Raw genomic sequence first — 18870 nt, 5'->3', positions numbered from 1 at the left:
GCTGAATTCCCCGCGCCTGCCCCGACCTCCCCCGTGCCCGCCGCCCCGGCGCCCACGGCGGCCGAGCCCGAGCGCAGCGGCCCCGACCACCAGCAGTTCGTCGACTGGCTGCGCATGGTGGCGCCGTATATCCATGCCTTCCGCGGCAAGACCTTTGTGATCGCCTTCGCTGGAGAACTGGTCAAGTCGGGCGTGCTCAATGCGCTGGTCAACGACGTCGCGCTGCTGCACGCCATGGGCATGCAAATCGTGCTGGTGCACGGCTCGCGCCCGCAGGTGGAAGAACAGCTGGCGCTGCGCCATGTCGAGTCACAGTTCGTCGATGGCGTGCGCGTCACCGACAACGCCGCGCTCGAATGCGCCAAGGAAGCCGCCGGCGAACTGCGCCTGGACATCGAGGCCGCCTTCAGCCAGGGCCTGCCCAATACGCCGATGGCCGGCGCCCAGCTGTCGGTGATCTCCGGCAACTTCGTGACTGCCCGCCCGGTCGGCATCGTCAACGGCACCGACTACCAGCACACCGGCCTGGTGCGCAAGATCGACGCCGAGTCCGTGCGCATGTCGCTGTCGCACGGCAAGGTGGTGCTGCTGTCGCCGCTGGGCTTCTCGCCCACCGGCCAGGCCTTCAACCTGTCGATGGAAGACGTGGCCAGCGCCACCGCCACGGCGCTCAAGGCCGACAAGCTGATCTTCATCACCGAGGTGCCGGGCGTGCCCGATCCGGTCGGCAAGATGATGCAGGAAATGTCCCTGCGCACCGCCGTGGAGCGCCTGCAAAACAACCATCTGCCGCCGGACGTGGCCAACTACCTGCAGCACCTGGTCAAGGCGCTCAAGGGCGGTGTGCCGCGTGCGCACCTGATCCCCTATTCGCTCGACGGTGCGGTGCTGCTGGAACTGTTCCTGCACGACGGCGTCGGCACCATGCTGTCCGACACCGACCTGGAAAGCCTGCGCGAAGCCACGCTCGACGACGTCGGCGGCATCGTCCAGCTGATCGCCCCGCTGGAGCAGGATGGCACGCTGGTGCCGCGCGGACGCCACCTGATCGAGCGCGATATCTCCAACTTCTCGGTGATCGAGCACGACGGCGTGCTGTTCGGCTGCGCGGCGCTCTACGACTACCCGCGCGAGAACATGGGCGAGATGGCCTGCCTGACGGTATCGCAGGAAGCCCAGGGCACCGGCGACGGCGAGCGCCTGCTCAAGCGCATCGAGCGCCGCGCCCGCGCGCTCGGCCTGGAGAAGCTGTTCGTGCTCACCACCCGGACCGAACACTGGTTCCTGAAGCGCGGTTTCGTCCACGCCAACGTCGACGACCTGCCCGAGGACAAGCGCAAGCTCTACAACTGGCAGCGCAAGTCCATGGTGCTGATGAAAAAGCTCTGAAGCCGTAGGGGCAATCGCCGCAGCGCCGCGGCCCGGTGCCCCGCTTGGCTACAATAGCGCCAGCGCCGAAGCTCTAACGAACATACCAAGGAGTCCCCATGGCCCGCATGGTCCAATGCATCAAGCTGAACAAGGAAGCCGAAGGCCTCGACTTCCCGCCGCTGCCCGGCGAACTGGGCAAGAAGATCTGGCAAAGCGTGTCGAAGGAAGCCTGGGCTGGCTGGCTCAAGCACCAGACCATGCTGATCAACGAAAACCGCCTGAACATGGCCGATGCGCGCGCGCGCCAGTACCTGCTCAAGCAGACCGAGAAGTACTTCTTCGGCGAGGGCGCCGACCAGGCCCAGGGCTACGTGCCGCCGCAGTCCTGAACCGGACCGGCAAATGACAAAAGGGGTGCCTCAGGCACCCCTTTTTGCTTGGCAGCGGACGACTTTGCTCAGTAGTCAGTGCGCTGCACGCCGTCGCCGGTGCCCAGCAGCAACACATCCGCGCCGCGCAGCGCGAACAGGCCCACCGTGACCACGCCCGGCACCTGGTTGACGGCCTGTTCCAGGCCGCGCGGATCGTCGATCTTCAGGCCGGCCACGTCCAGGATCACATTGCCGTTGTCGGTCTTGTAGATGCCGCCTTCCTTGGTCATGCGCAGACGCGGCTGGCCACCCAGGGCCTGCAGCTTGCGCGCCACCGCTGCACGTGCCATCGGAATCACCTCGACCGGCAGCGGGAAGGTGCCCATGGTCTGGACCAGCTTGCTGCCGTCGGCGATGCAGACAAAGCGCTTCGCGACCGAAGCCACGATCTTCTCGCGCGTGAGCGCCCCGCCGCCGCCCTTTATCATGGCGCCGCTGGCGTCGATCTCGTCGGCGCCGTCGACATACACCGGGATCTCGTCGACTTCGTTCAGGTCCAGCACCTTGAAGCCGTGCTGCTGCAGGCGGCGCGTGGAGGCCTCGGAGCTCGACACCGCACCGGCGAAGCGCTCCTTGAATGCCGCCACGGCGTCAATGAAGAGATTGGCAGTGGAGCCAGTGCCCACCCCGAGCACTGCCCCTTCGGGCACTTCCTGCTTCACGTAGTCGGCGGCAGCTTGCGCGACCAGCGCCTTGAGTTCATCCTGAGTCATGACAACAGCCAGATTGCGTTGGGGGAAACGCGTAGTGTAGCGGATTGCGGCGGCAGGTCACGCGGGCGACGGTACAATGGACCGGACCGGGTGCCGTACGCGCACCCCTGATGCCCGCGAACGATTTTGCAGACGCACAAGCAGACGACCAAGCGACCATGAACCAGCTCGAACAACTCAGGCAGTTCACCACGGTAGTGGCCGATACCGGCGACTTCCAGCTGATGAAGCAGTACACCCCGCAGGACGCGACCACCAATCCGTCGCTGATCCTGAAGGCCGTGCAAAAGCCCGAATACCGGCACCTGCTGGAGAAGGCGGTACAGGACCACCACGGCAACGGCGGCGTCGATGCGGTGATGGACGAAGTGCTGATCGCCTTCGGCTGCGAGATCCTGGCGATCGTGCCGGGCCGCGTCTCGACCGAAGTCGATGCGCGCCTGTCCTTCGACACCGAGGCCAGCGTGGCCAAGGCGCGCCACCTGATCCAGCTGTACGAGCAGCGCGGCATTGCGCGCGAACGCGTGCTGATCAAGATTGCCTCCACCTGGGAAGGCATCCGCGCAGCCGAGATCCTGCAGCGCGACGGCATCCGCTGCAACATGACGCTGCTGTTCTCGCTGGTGCAGGCGGTGGCGTGCGCCGAGGCCGGCGCGCAGCTGATCTCGCCCTTCGTCGGCCGCATCTTCGACTGGTACAAGAAGCAGGCCGGCGAGCAATGGGACGCGGCCGCCAATGGCGGCGACAACGACCCCGGCGTGCGCTCGGTGCGCCAGATCTACGACTACTACAAGAAGTTCGGCTACCCGACCGAGGTGATGGGCGCCAGCTTCCGCAGCACCACGCAGATCCTGTCGCTGGCCGGCTGCGACCTGCTCACCATCAGCCCCGAGCTGCTCGAGCAGCTCGCCGCCGGCCAGGGCCCGGTGGCGCACAAGCTGTCGGTGGACCAGGCCCAGGCTGCCAATATCGCCCGCATCGCGGCCGACGAGCCGGCCTTCCGCTGGCAGTTGAATGAGGATGCGATGGCGACCGAGAAGCTGGCCGAAGGCATCCGCCTGTTTGCGGCGGATGCGGTCAAGCTGGAGAAGCTGATCGGCGAGATTGCGAAGTAAGGATGGTCCGGGCGGCAACGCCCGGATCCAGGCTCAGCCGGCCGAGGGCGCCGGCTGCGGCGGCCACAGCAATGGCAGACATGCCCCCGCCGCGGCGGACAGCACGATATCCGCGGTCTGGTCCAGCGCCGACGGCTGCGGATTGACCACGATCACCGGCGCGCCATGCTCGCGCGCCAGGCCCGGCAGCCCCGCCGCCGGATAGACCAGCCCCGAGGTGCCGACCACCAGGCACAGGTCGCAGTGCTGCGCCGCATGCTCGGCGCGGTAGCGCGCCACGCGCGGCAGGTCCTCGCCGAACCACACCACGCCCGGACGCATCAGCGCGCCGCACAGGTTGCAGCGCGGCGGCATGCCGGGCAGCGCGGTCGCCTCGTTGCAGCGTCCGCACCCGTCCAGCCATTTGTTGGCGAACAGGTTGCCATGCAGTTCGATCACGCCCGCGCTGCCGGCGCGCTGGTGCAGGCCGTCCACGTTCTGCGTAACCAGCGTGAAAGGTCTCTGCGCAGCCAGCGCGACCAGCGCATGGTGCGCCGGGTTGGGATGCACGGCTGCGACCAGCTCGCGCCGATGCAGGTACCACTCCCAGACCAGCGCCGGCTGGCGGCGGTAGGCGTCCTCGCTGGCCAGCTCTTCCGGGTCGAACTGCTGCCACAGCCCGGTCATCGCGTCGCGGAAGGTCGGCACGCCGGATTCGGCGGAAATGCCGGCGCCGGTCAGCACGAAGATATTGCCGGCGGCCGCGATCAGCCGGCGTGCTTCCTCAAGCCCCGGCATGTCAAGGAGACCGTAATCAGCGGCCATGGACTTATCGCGGCAGGCGCCGCTGGCGCACGGCTTCGTACAGGCATACGCCGCTGGCGACCGAGACGTTCAGGCTTTCCACACCGCCCGCCATCGGGATGCCGACCAGCTCGTCGCAGGTCTCGCGCGTCAGGCGGCGCATGCCCTCGCCCTCGGCGCCCATCACGATCGCGGTCGGCCCCTTGAAGTCGATGTCATACAGCGATTTTTCGGTGCCGTCGGCGGTGCCGATGACCCAGATGCCGCGTTCCTGCAGCTCACGCAGGGTGCGGGCCAGGTTGGTGACGGTGATATAGGGCACGGTCTCGGCGGCGCCGCTGGCGACCTTGGCCACGGTGGCATTGAGGCCGACGCTGCGGTCCTTGGGGGCGATCACGGCATGCGCGCCGGCGCCGTCGGCCACGCGCAGGCAGGCACCCAGGTTGTGGGGGTCGGTGACGCCGTCCAGCACCAGCAGCAGCGGCGTGCCTTCGATGCCGTCGAGCAGTTCATCCAGGTTCAGCGCCAGTGCCACGTCTTCGGCACGTGCCACCACGCCCTGGTGGCGGTCGGTGCCGGCCATGCCGCGCAGGCGCTCGGCATCGACCGGATGCAGGCGCACGCCCAGGCTTTCGGCCAGGCGCACGAAGTCCTGCATGCGCCGGTCGCGGCGCGCGGATTCGATATAGACATCGGTCACGCCCTTGGCATCTTGGCGCAGGCGTGCGGTGACGGCGTGAAAGCCGATCAGGAGTTTGTTTTTAGCCATGGCGCGATTGTACTCGCCCTCTCGCCCCCGGCAGCAGGCCGGGGGCGAGAGGCGGCGGCATGGCGGCCGCCGCAAGCTTCAGCGCTTGCGCGGGGTGCGCGGGCTCTTGGCCGGCGTCTTGCCCGCCGGCTTGGCCTGGTGCGACTTGGAGGCCGGCTTGTGCGGCTTCTCCAGGTGCGCGGGCTTGGGCTTGGCCGCGCGCTTGGCCGGCTTGCCGCCGGTCTTCACGTGCGGCCTGAGCGGCGTGATCACGGCCTCGAACACCGGCTGCTCCTCGATCACGCGGTCCAGCGTCTCGTCGAACGACTCTTCCGGCTTGGACGAGCCGCCCAGCAGCGCCGCCAGCTGGCGGCCCTTCTTGCGTGCTGGCACCGCATGGGCGGCGGGCACGCGCGGCTGGGTCTCGGTGCCCCCCGCGCGGGCGCGCAGGGTTTTCGCCGACGGCTCCTGCACCAGGCGGAAGTCGATCTTGCGCGCATCCAGGTCCACGCGCGATACCTGCACGCGCACGCGGTCGGTCAGGCGGTAGCGGATGCCAGTGCGCTCGCCGCGCAGTTCGTTGCGGGCCTCGTCGTACTGGAAGTAGTCGCTGCCCAGCTCGGTCACGTGGACCAGGCCTTCCACGTACAGCTCGTCGAGCTGCACGAAGATGCCGAACGAGGTCACGGCGCTGACGGTGCCGGCGTAGTCGCTGCCCAGCTTGTCGCGCATGAAGTAGCACTTGAGCCAGGCCTCGACATCGCGCGAAGCCTCGTCCGCGCGGCGCTCATTGGCCGAGCAGTGCAGGCCAAGCTCGTCCCAGATGGCCTCGTTGCGCCTGGCGCGCGCCGCGGTCAGTTCTGCCTTCTGCTCGGCGTCCTTGGCCTGCAGCCGGCGCGCCTTGGGCGAGATCGCGGTATTCAGCTCGGTCCCGTGCGCAAACGCCGGCTGGTACTTGGTATGTGCCAGCACCGCCTTGATCGCGCGGTGCACAAGCAGGTCGGGGTAGCGGCGGATCGGGCTGGTGAAGTGCGCGTAGGCCTCGTACGACAGGCCGAAGTGGCCGATATTGTCCGGGCTGTACACCGCCTGCTGCATCGAGCGCAGCAGCATGGTCTGCAGCATCGGCGCGTCGGGACGGGACTTGATCTTGTCCATCACCTCGGCGTAGTCCGATGCCTGCGGCTTGTCGCCGCCGCCCAGCGACAGGCCGGCGGTGCGCAGGAAGTCGCGCAGGTTCTTCAGCTTCTCTTCGCTGGGGCCCGCGTGGATGCGGTACAGCGCCGGGTGCTTGAAGCGTTCGAGGAAGTCGGCCGCGCAGACGTTGGCGGTCAGCATGCACTCCTCGATCAGCCGGTGCGCATCGTTGCGCGTGCGCGGCAGGATCTGCTCGATCTTGCCCTGCGCGTTGCAGACGATATAGGTCTCGGTGGTGTCGAAGTCGATCGCGCCGCGCGCGCGCCGTGCCTTGAGCAGGACCTGGAACAACTCATACAGGTTCTGCAGGTGCGGCACCAGCTCGCCGCGCTTGTGCGCCTCGGGGCCCTTGGTGTTGGACAGCACCGACCAGACCTCGTTGTAGGTCAGGCGCGCGGTCGAATGCATCACGGCCGGGTAGAACTGGTAGCCCTTGAGCTCGCCCTTGGCGGTGATCACGGCATCGCACACCATGCACAGCCGGTCCACGTGCGGATTGAGCGAGCACAGCCCGTTGGACAGCTTCTCCGGCAGCATCGGGATCACGCGGCGCGGGAAGTAGACCGAAGTGGCCCGGTCCAGCGCATCCGCATCCAGCGGGGTGCCGGGGCGCACATAGTGCGACACGTCGGCGATCGCCACGATCAGGCGCCAGCCCTTGGCGCGGCCGATCTTGACCGGCTCGCAATAGACCGCATCGTCGAAGTCGCGTGCGTCTTCGCCGTCGATGGTCACCAGCGGGATGTCGCGCAGGTCGATGCGGTGGTCCAGGTCGGCCTGGCGCACCTCGTCGGGCAGCGCGGAGGCTTCCTGGGCAGCGGCCGGCGAGAACGCATGTGGCACGCCGTACTTGCGCACGGCGATCTCGATCTCCATGCCGGGATCGTCGATTTCGCCCAGCACCTCCACCACGCGGCCCACCGGCTGCACGTAGCGGTCGGGGAATTCGATCAGCTCGACGCTGACCACCTGCCCCACCCGTGCCTTGCCCTGCGCCTTGGGCGGGATCAGGATGTCCTGGCTGATGCGCTTGTCTTCAGGCGCCACCACCAGCACGCCGCCTTCACTGAGCAGACGGCCGATGACAAAACGGTTGGCGCGCTCGATGATCTCGACGATCTGCCCTTCAGGGCGCCCGCGCCGGTCGTAGCCCACCACGCGCACCTGCGCGCGGTCGTTGTGCATGGCCTTCTGCAGCTCGCGCTCGGGCAGGAAGATGTCGTCTTCGCCGTCGTCGCGGATCAGGAAGCCGAAGCCGTCGCGGTGACCTTGCACCCGGCCGGTGACGAAGTTCGGCTGATGGGCAAGCTCATAGCGGCCCTTGCGGTTCAGCTCGATCTGGCCGTCGCGCTCCATGGCCGCCAGGCGCTTCTGGAAACCGTCATGCTCTTTGCGCGTGACGGAGAGGGCCTTGGCAATATCGCCGGCCGACTGGGGGGATCCCGACGTTCTCAGCACGCCCAGGATTTCTTCCCGGCTGGGGATCGGATAGTTGTTCTGATTCAATTTTTTCTGGAAACTATTTGACAAAATTCTCGCGCTCTCTATAATGAGCGCTTCGGTTGTTTCGACACCTGCCCAGGTGGCGGAATTGGTAGACGCACTAGGTTCAGGTCCTAGCGGTGGCAACACTGTGGAGGTTCGAGTCCTCTCCTGGGCACCAAGTTACCGGAAAACCCGCAGCGCTTTCGAGCCCTGCGGGTTTTTTGTTTTTGACGCCTGTTTCGCGCATCAGATCCGGCAACTTGCACTCCTTGCTTGGCGGCCATGCCGCGATGTCATACCTGCGAGCGTACGGGTTTTTTCCCGTCCGTGAAACCGCGCACCGTACCCCGCGCGACAGCCGAACCACAACGGTACGGCAATGTCGAGGAGTGTAACAGCTTCAGTGGCGATTCCGGCATTCCACCGGCCATTGGCTGCCACATCGGCGTATTACCTCCTTCCCTCCCGGTACTCCGCCCTCCTTGCGCTCCTGTCCGTGCTTGACATGCCCGACCATGTGTAACTATCATGGTTTCACATTGCACCTGACATCCCGAGCACAAGCGTTGAGCACAAGCAGCCGGTTCGCCGTGGCAGTCCACATCCTTACCCTGCTCGCCAGTTCGGCCGAGCCGGTGCCCTCGTCGCTGATCGCCGCCAGCGTGGGCACCAACCCGGCGCTGATCCGGCGGCTGGTCGGTCAACTGGCTGAAGCCGGGCTGGTGGCGACCACCATGGGCAGCACCGGCGGCGCCACGCTGGCGCGCCCGGCTGCGTCAATCACGCTGCTCGACGTGTTCCGCGTGGTGGAAACCACCGCGCTGATCACGCTGCACCAGAGCGCGCCCAACCCGGCCTGCCCGGTCGGGCGCGAGATCACCGGTGCGCTGCGCAAGGTCGCGGACCGTGCGCAGGCGGCCATGGACGATACCCTTGCCGGCGCCACCATCGCCAGCATGCTCGCCGATGTCGAAGGCAACAGCCAGCGCCGCAAGCGCTGAATTTTTTTGCCCCGATATGTAACCACAATGGTTTCATATCAACCTGACCGAAAGAAGGAGTGACCATGAAGATCGCAATCATCGGCGCCACCGGCCGTGTTGGCACGCGCCTGACCGACGAAGCCCTGCGCCGCGGCCACCAGGTGACCGCCATTGCGCGCCAGGCCAGCAAACTGCCCGCACGCGACGGCGTGACCACCGCGGACGTGGACGGCGCCGACGGCGCCGCACTGGCTGCCGCCCTGGCCGGCAACGACGTGGTCATCAGCAGCGCGCGCTTTGCGCAGCTGAACGCGCAGCAGGTGACCTCGGCCGTGCGCCAGGCCGGCGTGCCGCGCCTGCTGGTGGTGGGTGGCGCCGGCAGCCTCCATGTCGCGCCGGGGGTGCAATTGGTCGACACCCCGAACTTCCCCGATGCCTACAAGCCCGAAGCCCTCGCAGGCCGCGACTTCCTCAACGCGCTGCGCGGCGAACAACAGATCGACTGGACCTTCCTGTCGCCGTCGGCACTGTTCGAGCCGGGCGAGCGTACCGGAAAGTTCCGCGTTGGCGAGGAAAACCTGCTGAGCGACGCAGCAGGCAAGAGCTGGATCTCGATGGAAGACTATGCCATCGCGATGCTCGATGAGATCGAAAAGCCGGCGCATTCGCGCCAGCGTTTCACGGTCGGCTATTAAGCCGGCCGCCGGGGGCCGCCCGTAGCGGCAGGCCCCGGCACAAGCGCATCAGGCCTGCGCGCCGTCGTCCTGGCTGGCGCGCTTGCCGCGCTTGAGCCAGGCGGCCAGGTTGTGCGGGCGCAGCGTGTCGTACTCTTCGAACGGCTGGTGGATCCACGGGTTCGACGGCAGGAAGGTCACGTGGTAGTCCGGCTCGACCTTCGAGCACGCCTTGTACCACAGCACGGCCGAACGCACCTCGGTCACGGCCGGATAGCGTTCCTTCAGGTGGCGGCCCACACGTTCCAGCGTGATGCCCGAATCCACCAGGTCGTCGACCAGCAGCACCCTGCCCGTCAGTTCGCCGCGGGTCATGGTGATGTACTGAGCGATGTCCAGGTTGCCCTGCTGCGTGCCCGCGGCCTCGCGGTAGCTGCTGGTGGCCAGGATGGCCAGCGGCACGTCGAAGATGCGCGACATCTGGTCGCCCACGCGCAGCCCGCCGCGCGCCAGGCACAGGATCTTGTCGAACTTCCAGCCCGACTCATGCACGTTCAGCGACAGGCGTGCGATCAGGCGATGGTATTCGTCCCAGGAGACCCACAGGTTCTCGTCATCGTTCGTTGGCAGGTTCATCGTTTTACTCTTTGTATCGTCGGGTCGGTTGACCGATATGGCTCGGCCCGCTTGCGCGGGCCGATTTATTTCTGGCGGGCCGCAGCGCTCGTGGCGCCGCAGCCTGGTGGTGGGCTGCTGCCGGGTCAGGCCTTGTACGGATGACGCAGCAGGATGGTCTCGTCGCGGTCCGGGCCGGTCGAGATCATGTCGATCGGAATGCCGACCACTTCTTCCACGCGCTTCAGGTAGACGCGGGCCTGCTCGGGCAGCGCGTCCCACGTCTTCACGCCGAAGGTCGACTCGTTCCAGCCGGGGAATTCCTCGTAGACCGGCACGCAGCGAGCCACGGCATCAGAGCCGCGCGGCAGGATGTCGACGGTCTTGCCGTCGAGCTCGTAGCCCACGCACAGCTTGATGGTTTCCAGGCCATCGAGCACGTCCAGCTTGGTCATGCACAGGCCCGACACGCCGTTGATCTGCACCGAGCGCTTGAGCGCGGCGGCATCCAGCCAGCCGGTGCGGCGCGGACGGCCGGTGACCGAACCGAATTCCTTGCCGACGTTGGCCAGGCGCACGCCGACCGGGTCCTGGCGCGACGGGTTGTCGTTGTCGTACAGCTCGCTCGGGAACGGGCCCGCGCCCACGCGCGTGCAGTAGGCCTTGGTGATGCCCAGGATGTAGTTCAGGCGGCCCGGGCCGACGCCGGCGCCCGCCGCGGCAGCACCGGCCACGCAGTTGCTCGAGGTCACGAACGGATAGGTGCCGTGGTCCACGTCCAGCAGCGTGCCTTGCGCGCCTTCGAACATCAGGTTGCCGCCGGCGGCATTGACCGCGTACAGCTCGGCCGACACGTCGGCCACCATCGGCGCCAGGCGCGGCGCGTAGGCCAGCGCTTCGTCCAGGGTCTGCTGGAAGTCCACGGCTTCGGCGCCCAGGTACTGGGTCAGCATGAAGTTGTGGTAGTCCAGGTTCTCGCGCAGGCGCTCGGCGAACTGCTGCGGATCGAACAGGTCCTGCACGCGCAGCGCGCGGCGGGCCACCTTGTCTTCATAGGCCGGGCCAATGCCACGGCCGGTGGTGCCGATCTTGGCGGCGCCACGGCGCGCTTCGCGCGCCTTGTCGATGGCAACGTGGTACGGCAGGATCAGCGTGGCAGCCTCGGAAATGCGCAGGCGGCTCTGCACCTGCAGGCCTGCGCCTTCGAGCTCTTCGATTTCACGGAACAAAGCTTCGGGCGACAGCACCACACCGTTGCCGATGTAGCAGACCGTGCCGTCGCGCATGATCCCGGACGGAATCAGGCGGAGAATGGTCTTCTTGCCACCGATGATCAGCGTGTGGCCAGCGTTGTGGCCACCCTGGAACCGCACCACACCCTGTGCCTGGTCGGTAAGCCAATCGACGATTTTTCCTTTGCCTTCGTCACCCCATTGGGTGCCGATCACGACGACATTGCGTCCCTGGCCTACTGCGGATGCGGACATATTGCTTTGGTCAATAGGTTAAAAACGTATTCTACTCTTGTTGCCGGGCGATTCTCGATTTTTGGGCACGCCCGGCGCCCAAGCGTCAGCGCGGCACCACGGCCCAGCCGGCATCCTGGCGCACCAGCTGCCGGTCGCAGTTGAATTCATCGAGCTCGTGGGTATGGCCGGGCAGCGACTGGATCACGATCTCGCCGGCCGCGCGCAGCGCGGAAATCGCGGCCCGGAGTGCCGGATCCGCATCCCAGGGCGCAAAAATCGCCTGGGCGCGCACTTCCACGGGCGACAGCGCCGCCACTTCTCGCAGATCCAGCGAGAAACCCGTGGCCGGGCGCGCACGGCCGAAGGCCTCGCCCACCTTGTCGTAACGGCCGCCGCGCGCCACGTAATTGGGCAGGCCAGCAACATAGGCCGCGAACATCACGCCACTGTGATAGTGGTAACCGCGCAAATCCGACAGGTCGATATTCACGCTGGCTCCGCGCACCTGCACCGCCAGTGCCGCCAGTTCGTCCAGCGCGCGGCCGATGGCCGGGCTGGCCGGCAGCGTCGCGCGCGCGCGATCGATCACGTCCACGCCGCCGTACAGCGTCGGCAGCGCCAGCAGCGCATCACGCTCGGTCTGCGGCATGCCCACGGTCAGTTCGCGCAGGGCCGGCACATCCTTGGTTTCCAGCGCGGCAAAGAGCGCGTCCTCGATCTTGCGGATCGACGGCAGGCCCGCCAGCAGCGCTTCCAGGATGCCGGCATGGCACATGTCGATGCGGACATCGGACAACCCCGCCGCCTGCAGCGCGGCCAGCATCAGGTCCTGGATCTCGATGTCGGCTTCCAGGCCGGCATGGCCATAGATCTCGGCGCCGATCTGGATCGGCTCGCGCGTGGCGTGGAAGCCCGCCGGGCGCGCATGCAGCACGTTGCCCGCGTAGCACAGGCGGGTCACGCCCGGGCGGTTCAGCAGGTGCGCGTCGATGCGCGCCACCTGCGGCGTGATATCGGCACGCAGGCCCATGGTGCGGCCCGACAGCTGGTCCACCAGCTTGAGCGTGCGCAGGTCCAGGTCATGGCCGGTGCCGGTCAGCAGCGACTCCAGGTATTCCAGCATCGGCGGCATCACCAGCTCATAGCCGTAGGTGCGGAACAGGTCCAGCATGCGGCGGCGCAGTTCTTCGATCTTGCGCGCTTCCGACGGCAGCACGTCGGCAATGTTTTCTGGCAGCAGCCAATGGTTGGACATAGTGAATCTCTTCTCAGTCAATCTCTTCTCAGTCATTCGGACCACCTCGCGAGGCAATGCTCCAAGGCACCGGTCCTTGACCAGAAACGTCATCGCAGGCGCCACGCGCCCGCGCCATCACTCGGCGAGGATGGCTCCAGCCGGACAAAACCCCGGCAAGCCGGGGTTTCGTCAATTCGCCACACGGACAAGCGACGGTGCTAGCGCTTGCCTCCGGATCCGCCCGAGGCGGCCGCGGCGGCACCACCGCTGGAACGCATGTAGCGGAAGAACTCGGAGTTGGGCTCAAGCACCAGCACGTCGCGCTTGTCGCGGAAGGTGTTGCGGTAAGCCTCCATGCTGCGCCAGAACTGCGCGAACTGCGGATCGCGGCCAAACGCGTCGGCATAGATCTGCGAGGCCTTGGCATCGCCCTGGCCCTTGATCACCTGGGCGTCGCGGTAGGCCTCGGCCAGCACCACTTCGCGCTGGCGGTCGGCATCGGCGCGGATCTTCTCGCCCTCCGCGGCGCCGGTTGAGCGCAGTTCGTTGGCCACGCGCTTGCGCTCGGCCTCCATGCGGCGGTACACCGATTCGCTGATCGCGGGCAGCAGGTCAACGCGCTTGAGGCGCACGTCCAGGATCTCGACGCCGACCGACTTGGCATATTCAGCCATGCCGTTGCGGATGGCCTGCATCACCTGCTCACGCTCGCCGGCGACCACGTCGGCCACGGTGCGCTTGCCGAACTCCTCGCGCGCCACCGAGTCGATGCGCTGGGTCATGCGGTCCTGCGCGCCGCGCAGGTTGCCGCCGAAGGCCACGAAGAACTTGCGCGGATCGGTGATGCGCCATTTGACGAACCAGTCCACCACCATGCTCTTCTTCTCGGCGGTCAGGAAACGCTCGTTGGCGGCGACGTCGATGGTCTGCAGGCGCCGGTCCATGAACACCACGTTCTGGAACGGCGGCGGCAGCTTGAAGTGCAGGCCGGGCTCGCGCACCACCTGCTTGATCTGGCCGAAGGCGAACACCACGGCGTACTGGCGCTGGTCGACCACGAACAGCATGGACGAAACCACGGCCAGCAGGATGAAAAAGCCAATCGCGAAGGAAATCAGTCGGTTCATGACGGTCTCCTCAGCGCGAGTCGCGGTCGCGGTTGCGCAGCGCTTCGCGCGAGCGGGCGTCCGTCGATGCATCCGGCGCGGACGCCGGCGGGCTGGCCGCACCCGGTTGGCCCGGCTGCGGCGCAGCGCGGCCGTCGGCCTGTGCCATCAGCTTGTCCAGCGGCAGGTAGAGAAGATTGTTGCCCTGGCGCGCGTCCACCAGCACCTTGGTCGAATTGGTGTAGATCTGCTGCATGGTTTCCAGATAGATGCGGTCGCGCGTCACCTGCGGCGCCTTGGCGTATTCGGTCTGCACCGAACGGAAGCGCGAGGCATCGCCCTCGGCCTGCGCCACCACGCGGGAGCGGTAGGCTTCGGACTCTTCCTTCAGGCGCGCCGCGGTACCCTTGGCGCGCGGGAGGATGTCATTGGCATAGGCCTGGCCTTCGCTGATCGCGCGCTCGCGGTCCTGGCTGGCCTTGTTGACGTCGTCGAACGCGGCCTGCACCTGCTCGGGCGGCTGCACGCTCTGCACGTTCACGGACAGCACGCGGATGCCGGTCTTGTACGCCGTCAGGATGGCCTGGATCGACTTGGCCAGTTGCTGCGCGATCTGTTCGCGGCTCTCGTACAGCACCGCGTCCATCTTGTTGCGGCCGACGATCTCGCGCACCGAGGTCTCGGCGGCCTGCGTCACCAGCTCTTCATCGCCACCGCGGTCGGTCTTGTTGAAGAACAGGAATTCGCCGGCGTCCTGGATCACGTACTGCACGGTAAAGCGCACGTCGATGATGTTCTCGTCCTGCGTCAGCATCGACGAGTCCTTCAGGTTGCTGTCCTTGATCGAGGTGGAGCGCCCCACCTCGACCGAACGCACCGCCGACAGGTTGACGATCTCGGCCGACTGGACCGGCCAGGGCATGCGCCAGTTGATGCCGGGGCCGGTGGAGTACTTGAACTTGCCGAACTGCAGGATCACCGCGGTCTGGCCTTCCTGAACCATGAAGAAGCCGCTGGCCAGCCAGATGCCGACCACGGCCGCGACGATCACGCCAGCGCCCACCCCCGAGCCCTTGCCCGGCGTGCGCGGACCGCCAAAGCCCTGGTTGTTGCCGCCGCCGTTGTCCTTGCGGCCGAGCAGGCCGTTCAGGCGGCGGTTGAAGTCGCGCCACAGTTCGTCCAGGTCGGGCGGGCCGCCGTCCTGCTGCGGGCGCTGGTTCTGCTGGCGGTTGTCGTCGCGACCGTCCTTCTTGTCGTCGTCGTCCTGACCGTTGCGACCCCAGCGCGGATCGTTCAGCGAGAAGATGGCGCGCAGGCGCTGCCAGCCCGCGCGCAGCGCGAAGCGGCCGCCTGGTGTCAGGCTCGAATCAGCATTCCGGGGAAACTGGGGCATGAAGTGCACGGGTCCGGGGAAGTTTGTAACAGGGGGATTCTAGCAGTCATCCGAGCCACTTTTGGCCAATTCGCGCAATCCCGGCAGCAATCGCACCGGGATTGGGCAGAACGGCCGGAGCACTGGCGGCGAACTGACGGCAACTTGACAGGCTACAGCCTGTCCGAATCCCCCGCATCAGCGTCGTCGCTGCCGTCAGCCACGCCGCCCTCATCTGCACTGCCATCATCGCCGGCATCGGCGTACTGGGGCACGTCGGCCAGGCGCGGGTCATAGGGTTGCGGCTCGGGCGGGCGGCTGGCCAGCCATTGCGCCACCTCGACCACGGCCTCGCGCAGCGCATCCAGGCCCATGCCCTCGCGCGCGCTCAGGAACACGCGGGTGGGGATGCCGTCCTCGTCGCGCTCCAGGCGCGGGCCCTGCTCCAGCAGCTCGGGCGCGGCATCGATCTTGTTCATCACCACGATCTGCGGGATGTCCAGCGCGTTGATTTCCGCCAGCACGCGGTTGACCTGCTCGATCTGCTCGTGGCGCACCGGGCTCGATGCATCCACCACATGCAGCAGCAGGTCGGCATGCACGGTCTCGTCCAGCGTGGCGCGGAATGCCGCCACCAGTTGCGTGGGCAGGTCGCGGATAAAGCCGACCGTGTCGGACAGCACCACGTTGCCCAGCCCGTCCAGGAACAGGCGGCGCGAGGTGGTGTCGAGCGTGGCGAACAGCTGGTCGGCCGCATAGGCGCCAGCCTTGGTCAGCGCATTGAACAGCGTCGACTTGCCCGCGTTGGTATAGCCCACCAGCGAAATGCTGAGCGTGTCATTGCGCGCGCGCGCGCGCCGCTGCGTGCTGTGCTGGCGCTGCAGCCGCGACAGATCGGACTTGAGCCGCTTGGCGCGCTCGTCCAGCATGCGCCGGTCCAGCTCGAGCTGGCGCTCGCCGGGGCCGCCGCGCATGCCGATGCCGCCCTTCTGCCGCTCCAGGTGGCTCCACGCGCGGACCAGCCGCGACGCGCGGTACTGGACCTGCGCCAGCTCCACCTGCACCTTGCCCACGTGGCTCTGCGCGCGCTGCCCGAAGATGTCCAGGATCAGGCCGGTGCGGTCGATCACGTGGCGGTTCAGGAAGCGCTCCAGGTTGCGCTGCTGTGCCGGGCTCAGGGCGTGGTTGAACACCACCACGTCGGCATCCAGCGCGTCGGCGGCCTCCTTCAGCTCCTCGGCCTTGCCCGAGCCGATGAACAGCGCCGGATCCGGCCGCGAGCGGCGGCCCGTCAACGTATGCACCGGCACAGAGCCAGCGGTAGAGGTCAGCAGCGCCAGTTCGCTGAGGCTTTCCTGGAAATCATGCTTGCCGAAGTCGACGCCGACCAGAATGGCGCGCGAAGGGGCGGTATTTGAAGTGGCTCTGGGGTCCAAGGGCGGGCGCGAAAGCGCAGGGAAAAACGGGTTCAGGGGGAAGGCGGGCGGATGTCGGACACTGTCCCGGCCCCTGCCGGGACAGGCCGCCGCATGATGCGGAACGTGGCGGCAGCGGTGGCGGCATTGGCAACCGCCAGGCCGCGCGGCACCGGGCGCAATGGCGCACCGGCGCCGGGCATCGGTGCGGCGCCGCGGGGCGCCCGCACGATGCCCGCAAGGAGATCAGGCCTCGGCGGCGTCATCCACGCGGAAATTGACCGCGCGCGCAGGAACGACAGTGGAAATCGCATGCTTGTAGACCATCTGCGTCACGGTGTTGCGCAGCAGGACGACATACTGGTCGAACGATTCGATATTGCCTTGCAGCTTGATGCCATTGACGAGGTAGATGGAAACCGGCACGTGCTCTTTGCGCAGCGCGTTCAGGAACGGGTCTTGTAGCAGTTGCCCTTTGTTGCTCATGGCACACTCCAAATTTATAGGTTTAGTGGTGAATGATGGGGATGGAAATCCCCGGTTCAAGTCAGGCGGCGCAAAAACGCGCCAGAAAAAAGATCAAAAACGGTACCAAGTCGGCGTCAATGCACAGGGAACCCCCTGCTACCGCAAATTTAGCCGCAGTTCCAAACGAACGCAAACGAAAACTTGCCCCGCCAGGAATCCGATTCCGGACTCAATCCTTCGAGTCCGCGTACGGATTTTTGTTCGTACGAAATTCGATGCGAAGAGGGGTGCCCTTTAGCTTGAATGCCGTACGGAAACGATTTTCCAGGTAGCGCCGGTAGGTTTCCGCAACGCCCGAGAGCGCATTGCCGTGGATCACGATAATGGGCGGATTCGAGCCGCCCTGGTGCGCGTAGCGCAGCTTGGGCCGCGACGCGCCGACCCGCTTGGGCTGCTGGAATTCCACCGCTTCCTGCAGCACACGCGTCAGCTGCGGCGTCGGCAGCTTGACCATGGCCGCGGCGAACGCGTCATCGACCGAACGCATCAGCGCGCCAATGCCGGTACGCTCGCGTGCCGAGACAAAATGGAAATTCGCGAAGCTAAGGAATTGCAGCTTGCGTTCCAGGTCATGCTTGATGCGGTCGCGGGTATGGCCGTCCAGCCCATCCCATTTATTGACGCCCACCACCAGTGCGCGGCCCGATTCCACGATAAAGCCGGCGATATGCGCGTCCTGGTCGGAAATATCCTGTTGCGCATCGAGCAGCAGGATCACCACATTGGCATCGGCGATCGACTGCAGCGTCTTGACCACCGAGAACTTCTCGATCGCCTCGAACACCTTGCCGCGCCGGCGCAAGCCTGCCGTGTCGATCAGCGTGTAGGGCTTGCCGCCGCGCTCGAACTCCACGTAGATGGCATCCCGGGTGGTGCCGGGCATGTCGAACGCGATCACGCGCTCTTCGCCGATCAGCGTGTTGACCAGCGTGGATTTCCCCACATTGGGGCGCCCGACGATGGCGATCTTGACGCCCTTGCCTTCGTCCGGAATCTCTTCGCCCAGCTCGGGGCGCTCCTGGACCGCGAGTTCGATGGCTTCGTCGACCAGTTCGCTCACGCCGTCGCCGTGGGCAGCGGAGATCGCGTACGGATCGCCCATGCCCAGCTCATAGAAGTCGGCCGCCACCGAGGTGTACTTCATGCCCTCGGCCTTGTTGACCGCCAGCATGATGCGCCGTCCGGTCTTGCGCAGGTAGTCGGCGATGGCGCGGTCCTGCGGCGCCAGGCCCAGGCGGCCGTCGACGATGAAGATCACCACGTCAGCCTCGACCACGGCCTGCTTGGTCTGCTTGGCCATCTCGGCGACGATGCCTTCCTTGACCACCGGCTCGAAGCCGCCAGTATCGATGGCGATGAACGGACGTTCGCCGATGCGCCCTTCCCCATAATGGCGGTCGCGCGTCAGGCCCGGCAGGTCGGCGACAAGGGCGTCGCGCGATCGGGTCATGCGGTTAAATAGCGTCGACTTGCCCACATTGGGGCGGCCGACAAGTGCGATAACTGGTTTCATGCAATAAACGGAAACGGGGGCCGGCACGCCGCCCCCCGGTAACTCCGGAGTCAATGGATCCGACGGCACGCCGCGCCACCTAGGGCGCGGTCTGCCGCTTGTCCTGTCGGGCGCG

The 18870-nt window shown here is 66.6% G+C and carries 17 protein-coding genes and 1 tRNA gene; 6 read left to right on the top strand and 12 right to left on the bottom strand.

Features of this window, described 5'->3' with window-relative positions; genetic code table 11:
* Both argA and AC3WRR_RS26740 read left to right on the top strand, forming a co-directional pair.
* The coding region (argA, locus tag AC3WRR_RS26745; RefSeq protein ID WP_492298585.1) for an amino-acid N-acetyltransferase at positions 1 to 1389 on the top strand (1389 nt) is incomplete at its 5' end.
* A 98-nt stretch (positions 1390 to 1487) separates the two neighbouring features.
* Positions 1488 to 1760 carry an oxidative damage protection protein gene (locus AC3WRR_RS26740; RefSeq protein ID WP_010809445.1) on the top strand — a complete coding sequence of 91 codons (273 nt, stop codon included), beginning with the start codon at positions 1488 to 1490 and terminating at the stop codon, positions 1758 to 1760.
* A gap of 68 nt (positions 1761 to 1828) precedes the next feature.
* Here the strand turns inward: AC3WRR_RS26740 and rpiA are convergent, their stop codons facing one another.
* A complete protein-coding gene (rpiA, locus tag AC3WRR_RS26735; RefSeq protein WP_011615619.1) occupies positions 1829 to 2515 on the bottom strand; it encodes a ribose-5-phosphate isomerase RpiA in 687 nt (228 codons plus the stop codon).
* A 158-nt stretch (positions 2516 to 2673) separates the two neighbouring features.
* Between rpiA and tal the strand changes: the two genes are divergently transcribed.
* Complete coding sequence (gene tal / locus AC3WRR_RS26730; RefSeq protein ID WP_010809443.1) at positions 2674 to 3630, top strand: transaldolase; 957 nt, start codon at positions 2674 to 2676, stop codon at positions 3628 to 3630.
* Positions 3631 to 3663: 33 nt separating this feature from the next.
* On the opposite strand, the gene AC3WRR_RS26725 is transcribed toward tal, so the two are convergent.
* From AC3WRR_RS26725 to rnr, 3 genes are all read right to left on the bottom strand, one after another.
* Complete coding sequence (locus AC3WRR_RS26725; protein ID WP_051398485.1) at positions 3664 to 4434, bottom strand: SIR2 family NAD-dependent protein deacylase; 771 nt, start codon at positions 4432 to 4434, stop codon at positions 3664 to 3666.
* 4 nt (positions 4435 to 4438) lie between these two features.
* A complete protein-coding gene (rlmB, locus tag AC3WRR_RS26720) occupies positions 4439 to 5182 on the bottom strand; it encodes a 23S rRNA (guanosine(2251)-2'-O)-methyltransferase RlmB (RefSeq protein WP_010809441.1) in 744 nt (247 codons plus the stop codon).
* A gap of 78 nt (positions 5183 to 5260) precedes the next feature.
* The gene (gene rnr / locus AC3WRR_RS26715) at positions 5261 to 7864 is read right to left on the bottom strand and encodes a ribonuclease R (protein WP_010809440.1); all 2604 of its coding nucleotides are present in this window, start codon (positions 7862 to 7864) and stop codon (positions 5261 to 5263) included.
* A gap of 70 nt (positions 7865 to 7934) precedes the next feature.
* Between rnr and AC3WRR_RS26710 the strand changes: the two genes are divergently transcribed.
* The 3 genes from AC3WRR_RS26710 (at position 7935) to AC3WRR_RS26700 (ending at position 9521) form a co-directional block, all read left to right on the top strand.
* A tRNA-Leu gene (locus AC3WRR_RS26710) sits at positions 7935 to 8021 on the top strand.
* A gap of 388 nt (positions 8022 to 8409) precedes the next feature.
* Positions 8410 to 8844, top strand: a complete 435-nt coding sequence (locus AC3WRR_RS26705; RefSeq protein ID WP_010809439.1) for an Rrf2 family transcriptional regulator — start codon at positions 8410 to 8412, stop codon at positions 8842 to 8844.
* A 65-nt stretch (positions 8845 to 8909) separates the two neighbouring features.
* A complete protein-coding gene (locus tag AC3WRR_RS26700) occupies positions 8910 to 9521 on the top strand; it encodes an NAD(P)-dependent oxidoreductase (protein WP_010809438.1) in 612 nt (203 codons plus the stop codon).
* Positions 9522 to 9569: 48 nt separating this feature from the next.
* On the opposite strand, the gene AC3WRR_RS26695 is transcribed toward AC3WRR_RS26700, so the two are convergent.
* From AC3WRR_RS26695 to der, 8 genes are all read right to left on the bottom strand, one after another.
* A complete protein-coding gene (locus AC3WRR_RS26695) occupies positions 9570 to 10136 on the bottom strand; it encodes a phosphoribosyltransferase (RefSeq protein WP_010809437.1) in 567 nt (188 codons plus the stop codon).
* A 125-nt stretch (positions 10137 to 10261) separates the two neighbouring features.
* Positions 10262 to 11602 carry an adenylosuccinate synthase gene (locus tag AC3WRR_RS26690; protein ID WP_010809436.1) on the bottom strand — a complete coding sequence of 447 codons (1341 nt, stop codon included), beginning with the start codon at positions 11600 to 11602 and terminating at the stop codon, positions 10262 to 10264.
* An 85-nt stretch (positions 11603 to 11687) separates the two neighbouring features.
* A complete protein-coding gene (locus tag AC3WRR_RS26685) occupies positions 11688 to 12839 on the bottom strand; it encodes an ATP phosphoribosyltransferase regulatory subunit (protein ID WP_010809435.1) in 1152 nt (383 codons plus the stop codon).
* A 200-nt stretch (positions 12840 to 13039) separates the two neighbouring features.
* The gene (hflC, locus tag AC3WRR_RS26680; protein WP_010809434.1) at positions 13040 to 13948 is read right to left on the bottom strand and encodes a protease modulator HflC; all 909 of its coding nucleotides are present in this window, start codon (positions 13946 to 13948) and stop codon (positions 13040 to 13042) included.
* Positions 13949 to 13958: 10 nt separating this feature from the next.
* Positions 13959 to 15320 carry an FtsH protease activity modulator HflK gene (hflK, locus tag AC3WRR_RS26675; protein WP_010809433.1) on the bottom strand — a complete coding sequence of 454 codons (1362 nt, stop codon included), beginning with the start codon at positions 15318 to 15320 and terminating at the stop codon, positions 13959 to 13961.
* A gap of 152 nt (positions 15321 to 15472) precedes the next feature.
* Positions 15473 to 16735, bottom strand: coding sequence for a GTPase HflX (gene hflX, locus AC3WRR_RS26670; RefSeq protein ID WP_010809432.1), 1263 nt, complete (start codon positions 16733 to 16735; stop codon positions 15473 to 15475).
* A 225-nt stretch (positions 16736 to 16960) separates the two neighbouring features.
* Positions 16961 to 17200, bottom strand: a complete 240-nt coding sequence (gene hfq, locus AC3WRR_RS26665) for an RNA chaperone Hfq (protein WP_010809431.1) — start codon at positions 17198 to 17200, stop codon at positions 16961 to 16963.
* A gap of 211 nt (positions 17201 to 17411) precedes the next feature.
* Positions 17412 to 18755, bottom strand: coding sequence for a ribosome biogenesis GTPase Der (gene der, locus AC3WRR_RS26660; protein WP_010809430.1), 1344 nt, complete (start codon positions 18753 to 18755; stop codon positions 17412 to 17414).
* Between the last annotated feature and the right edge of the window lie 115 nt (positions 18756 to 18870).

This window comes from Cupriavidus sp. FW305-3-2-15-C-LB2 (assembly GCF_058787575.1).
The sequence above is the reverse complement of the archived record's forward strand: the minus strand, read 5'-3'. Positions and strand labels throughout refer to the sequence as shown.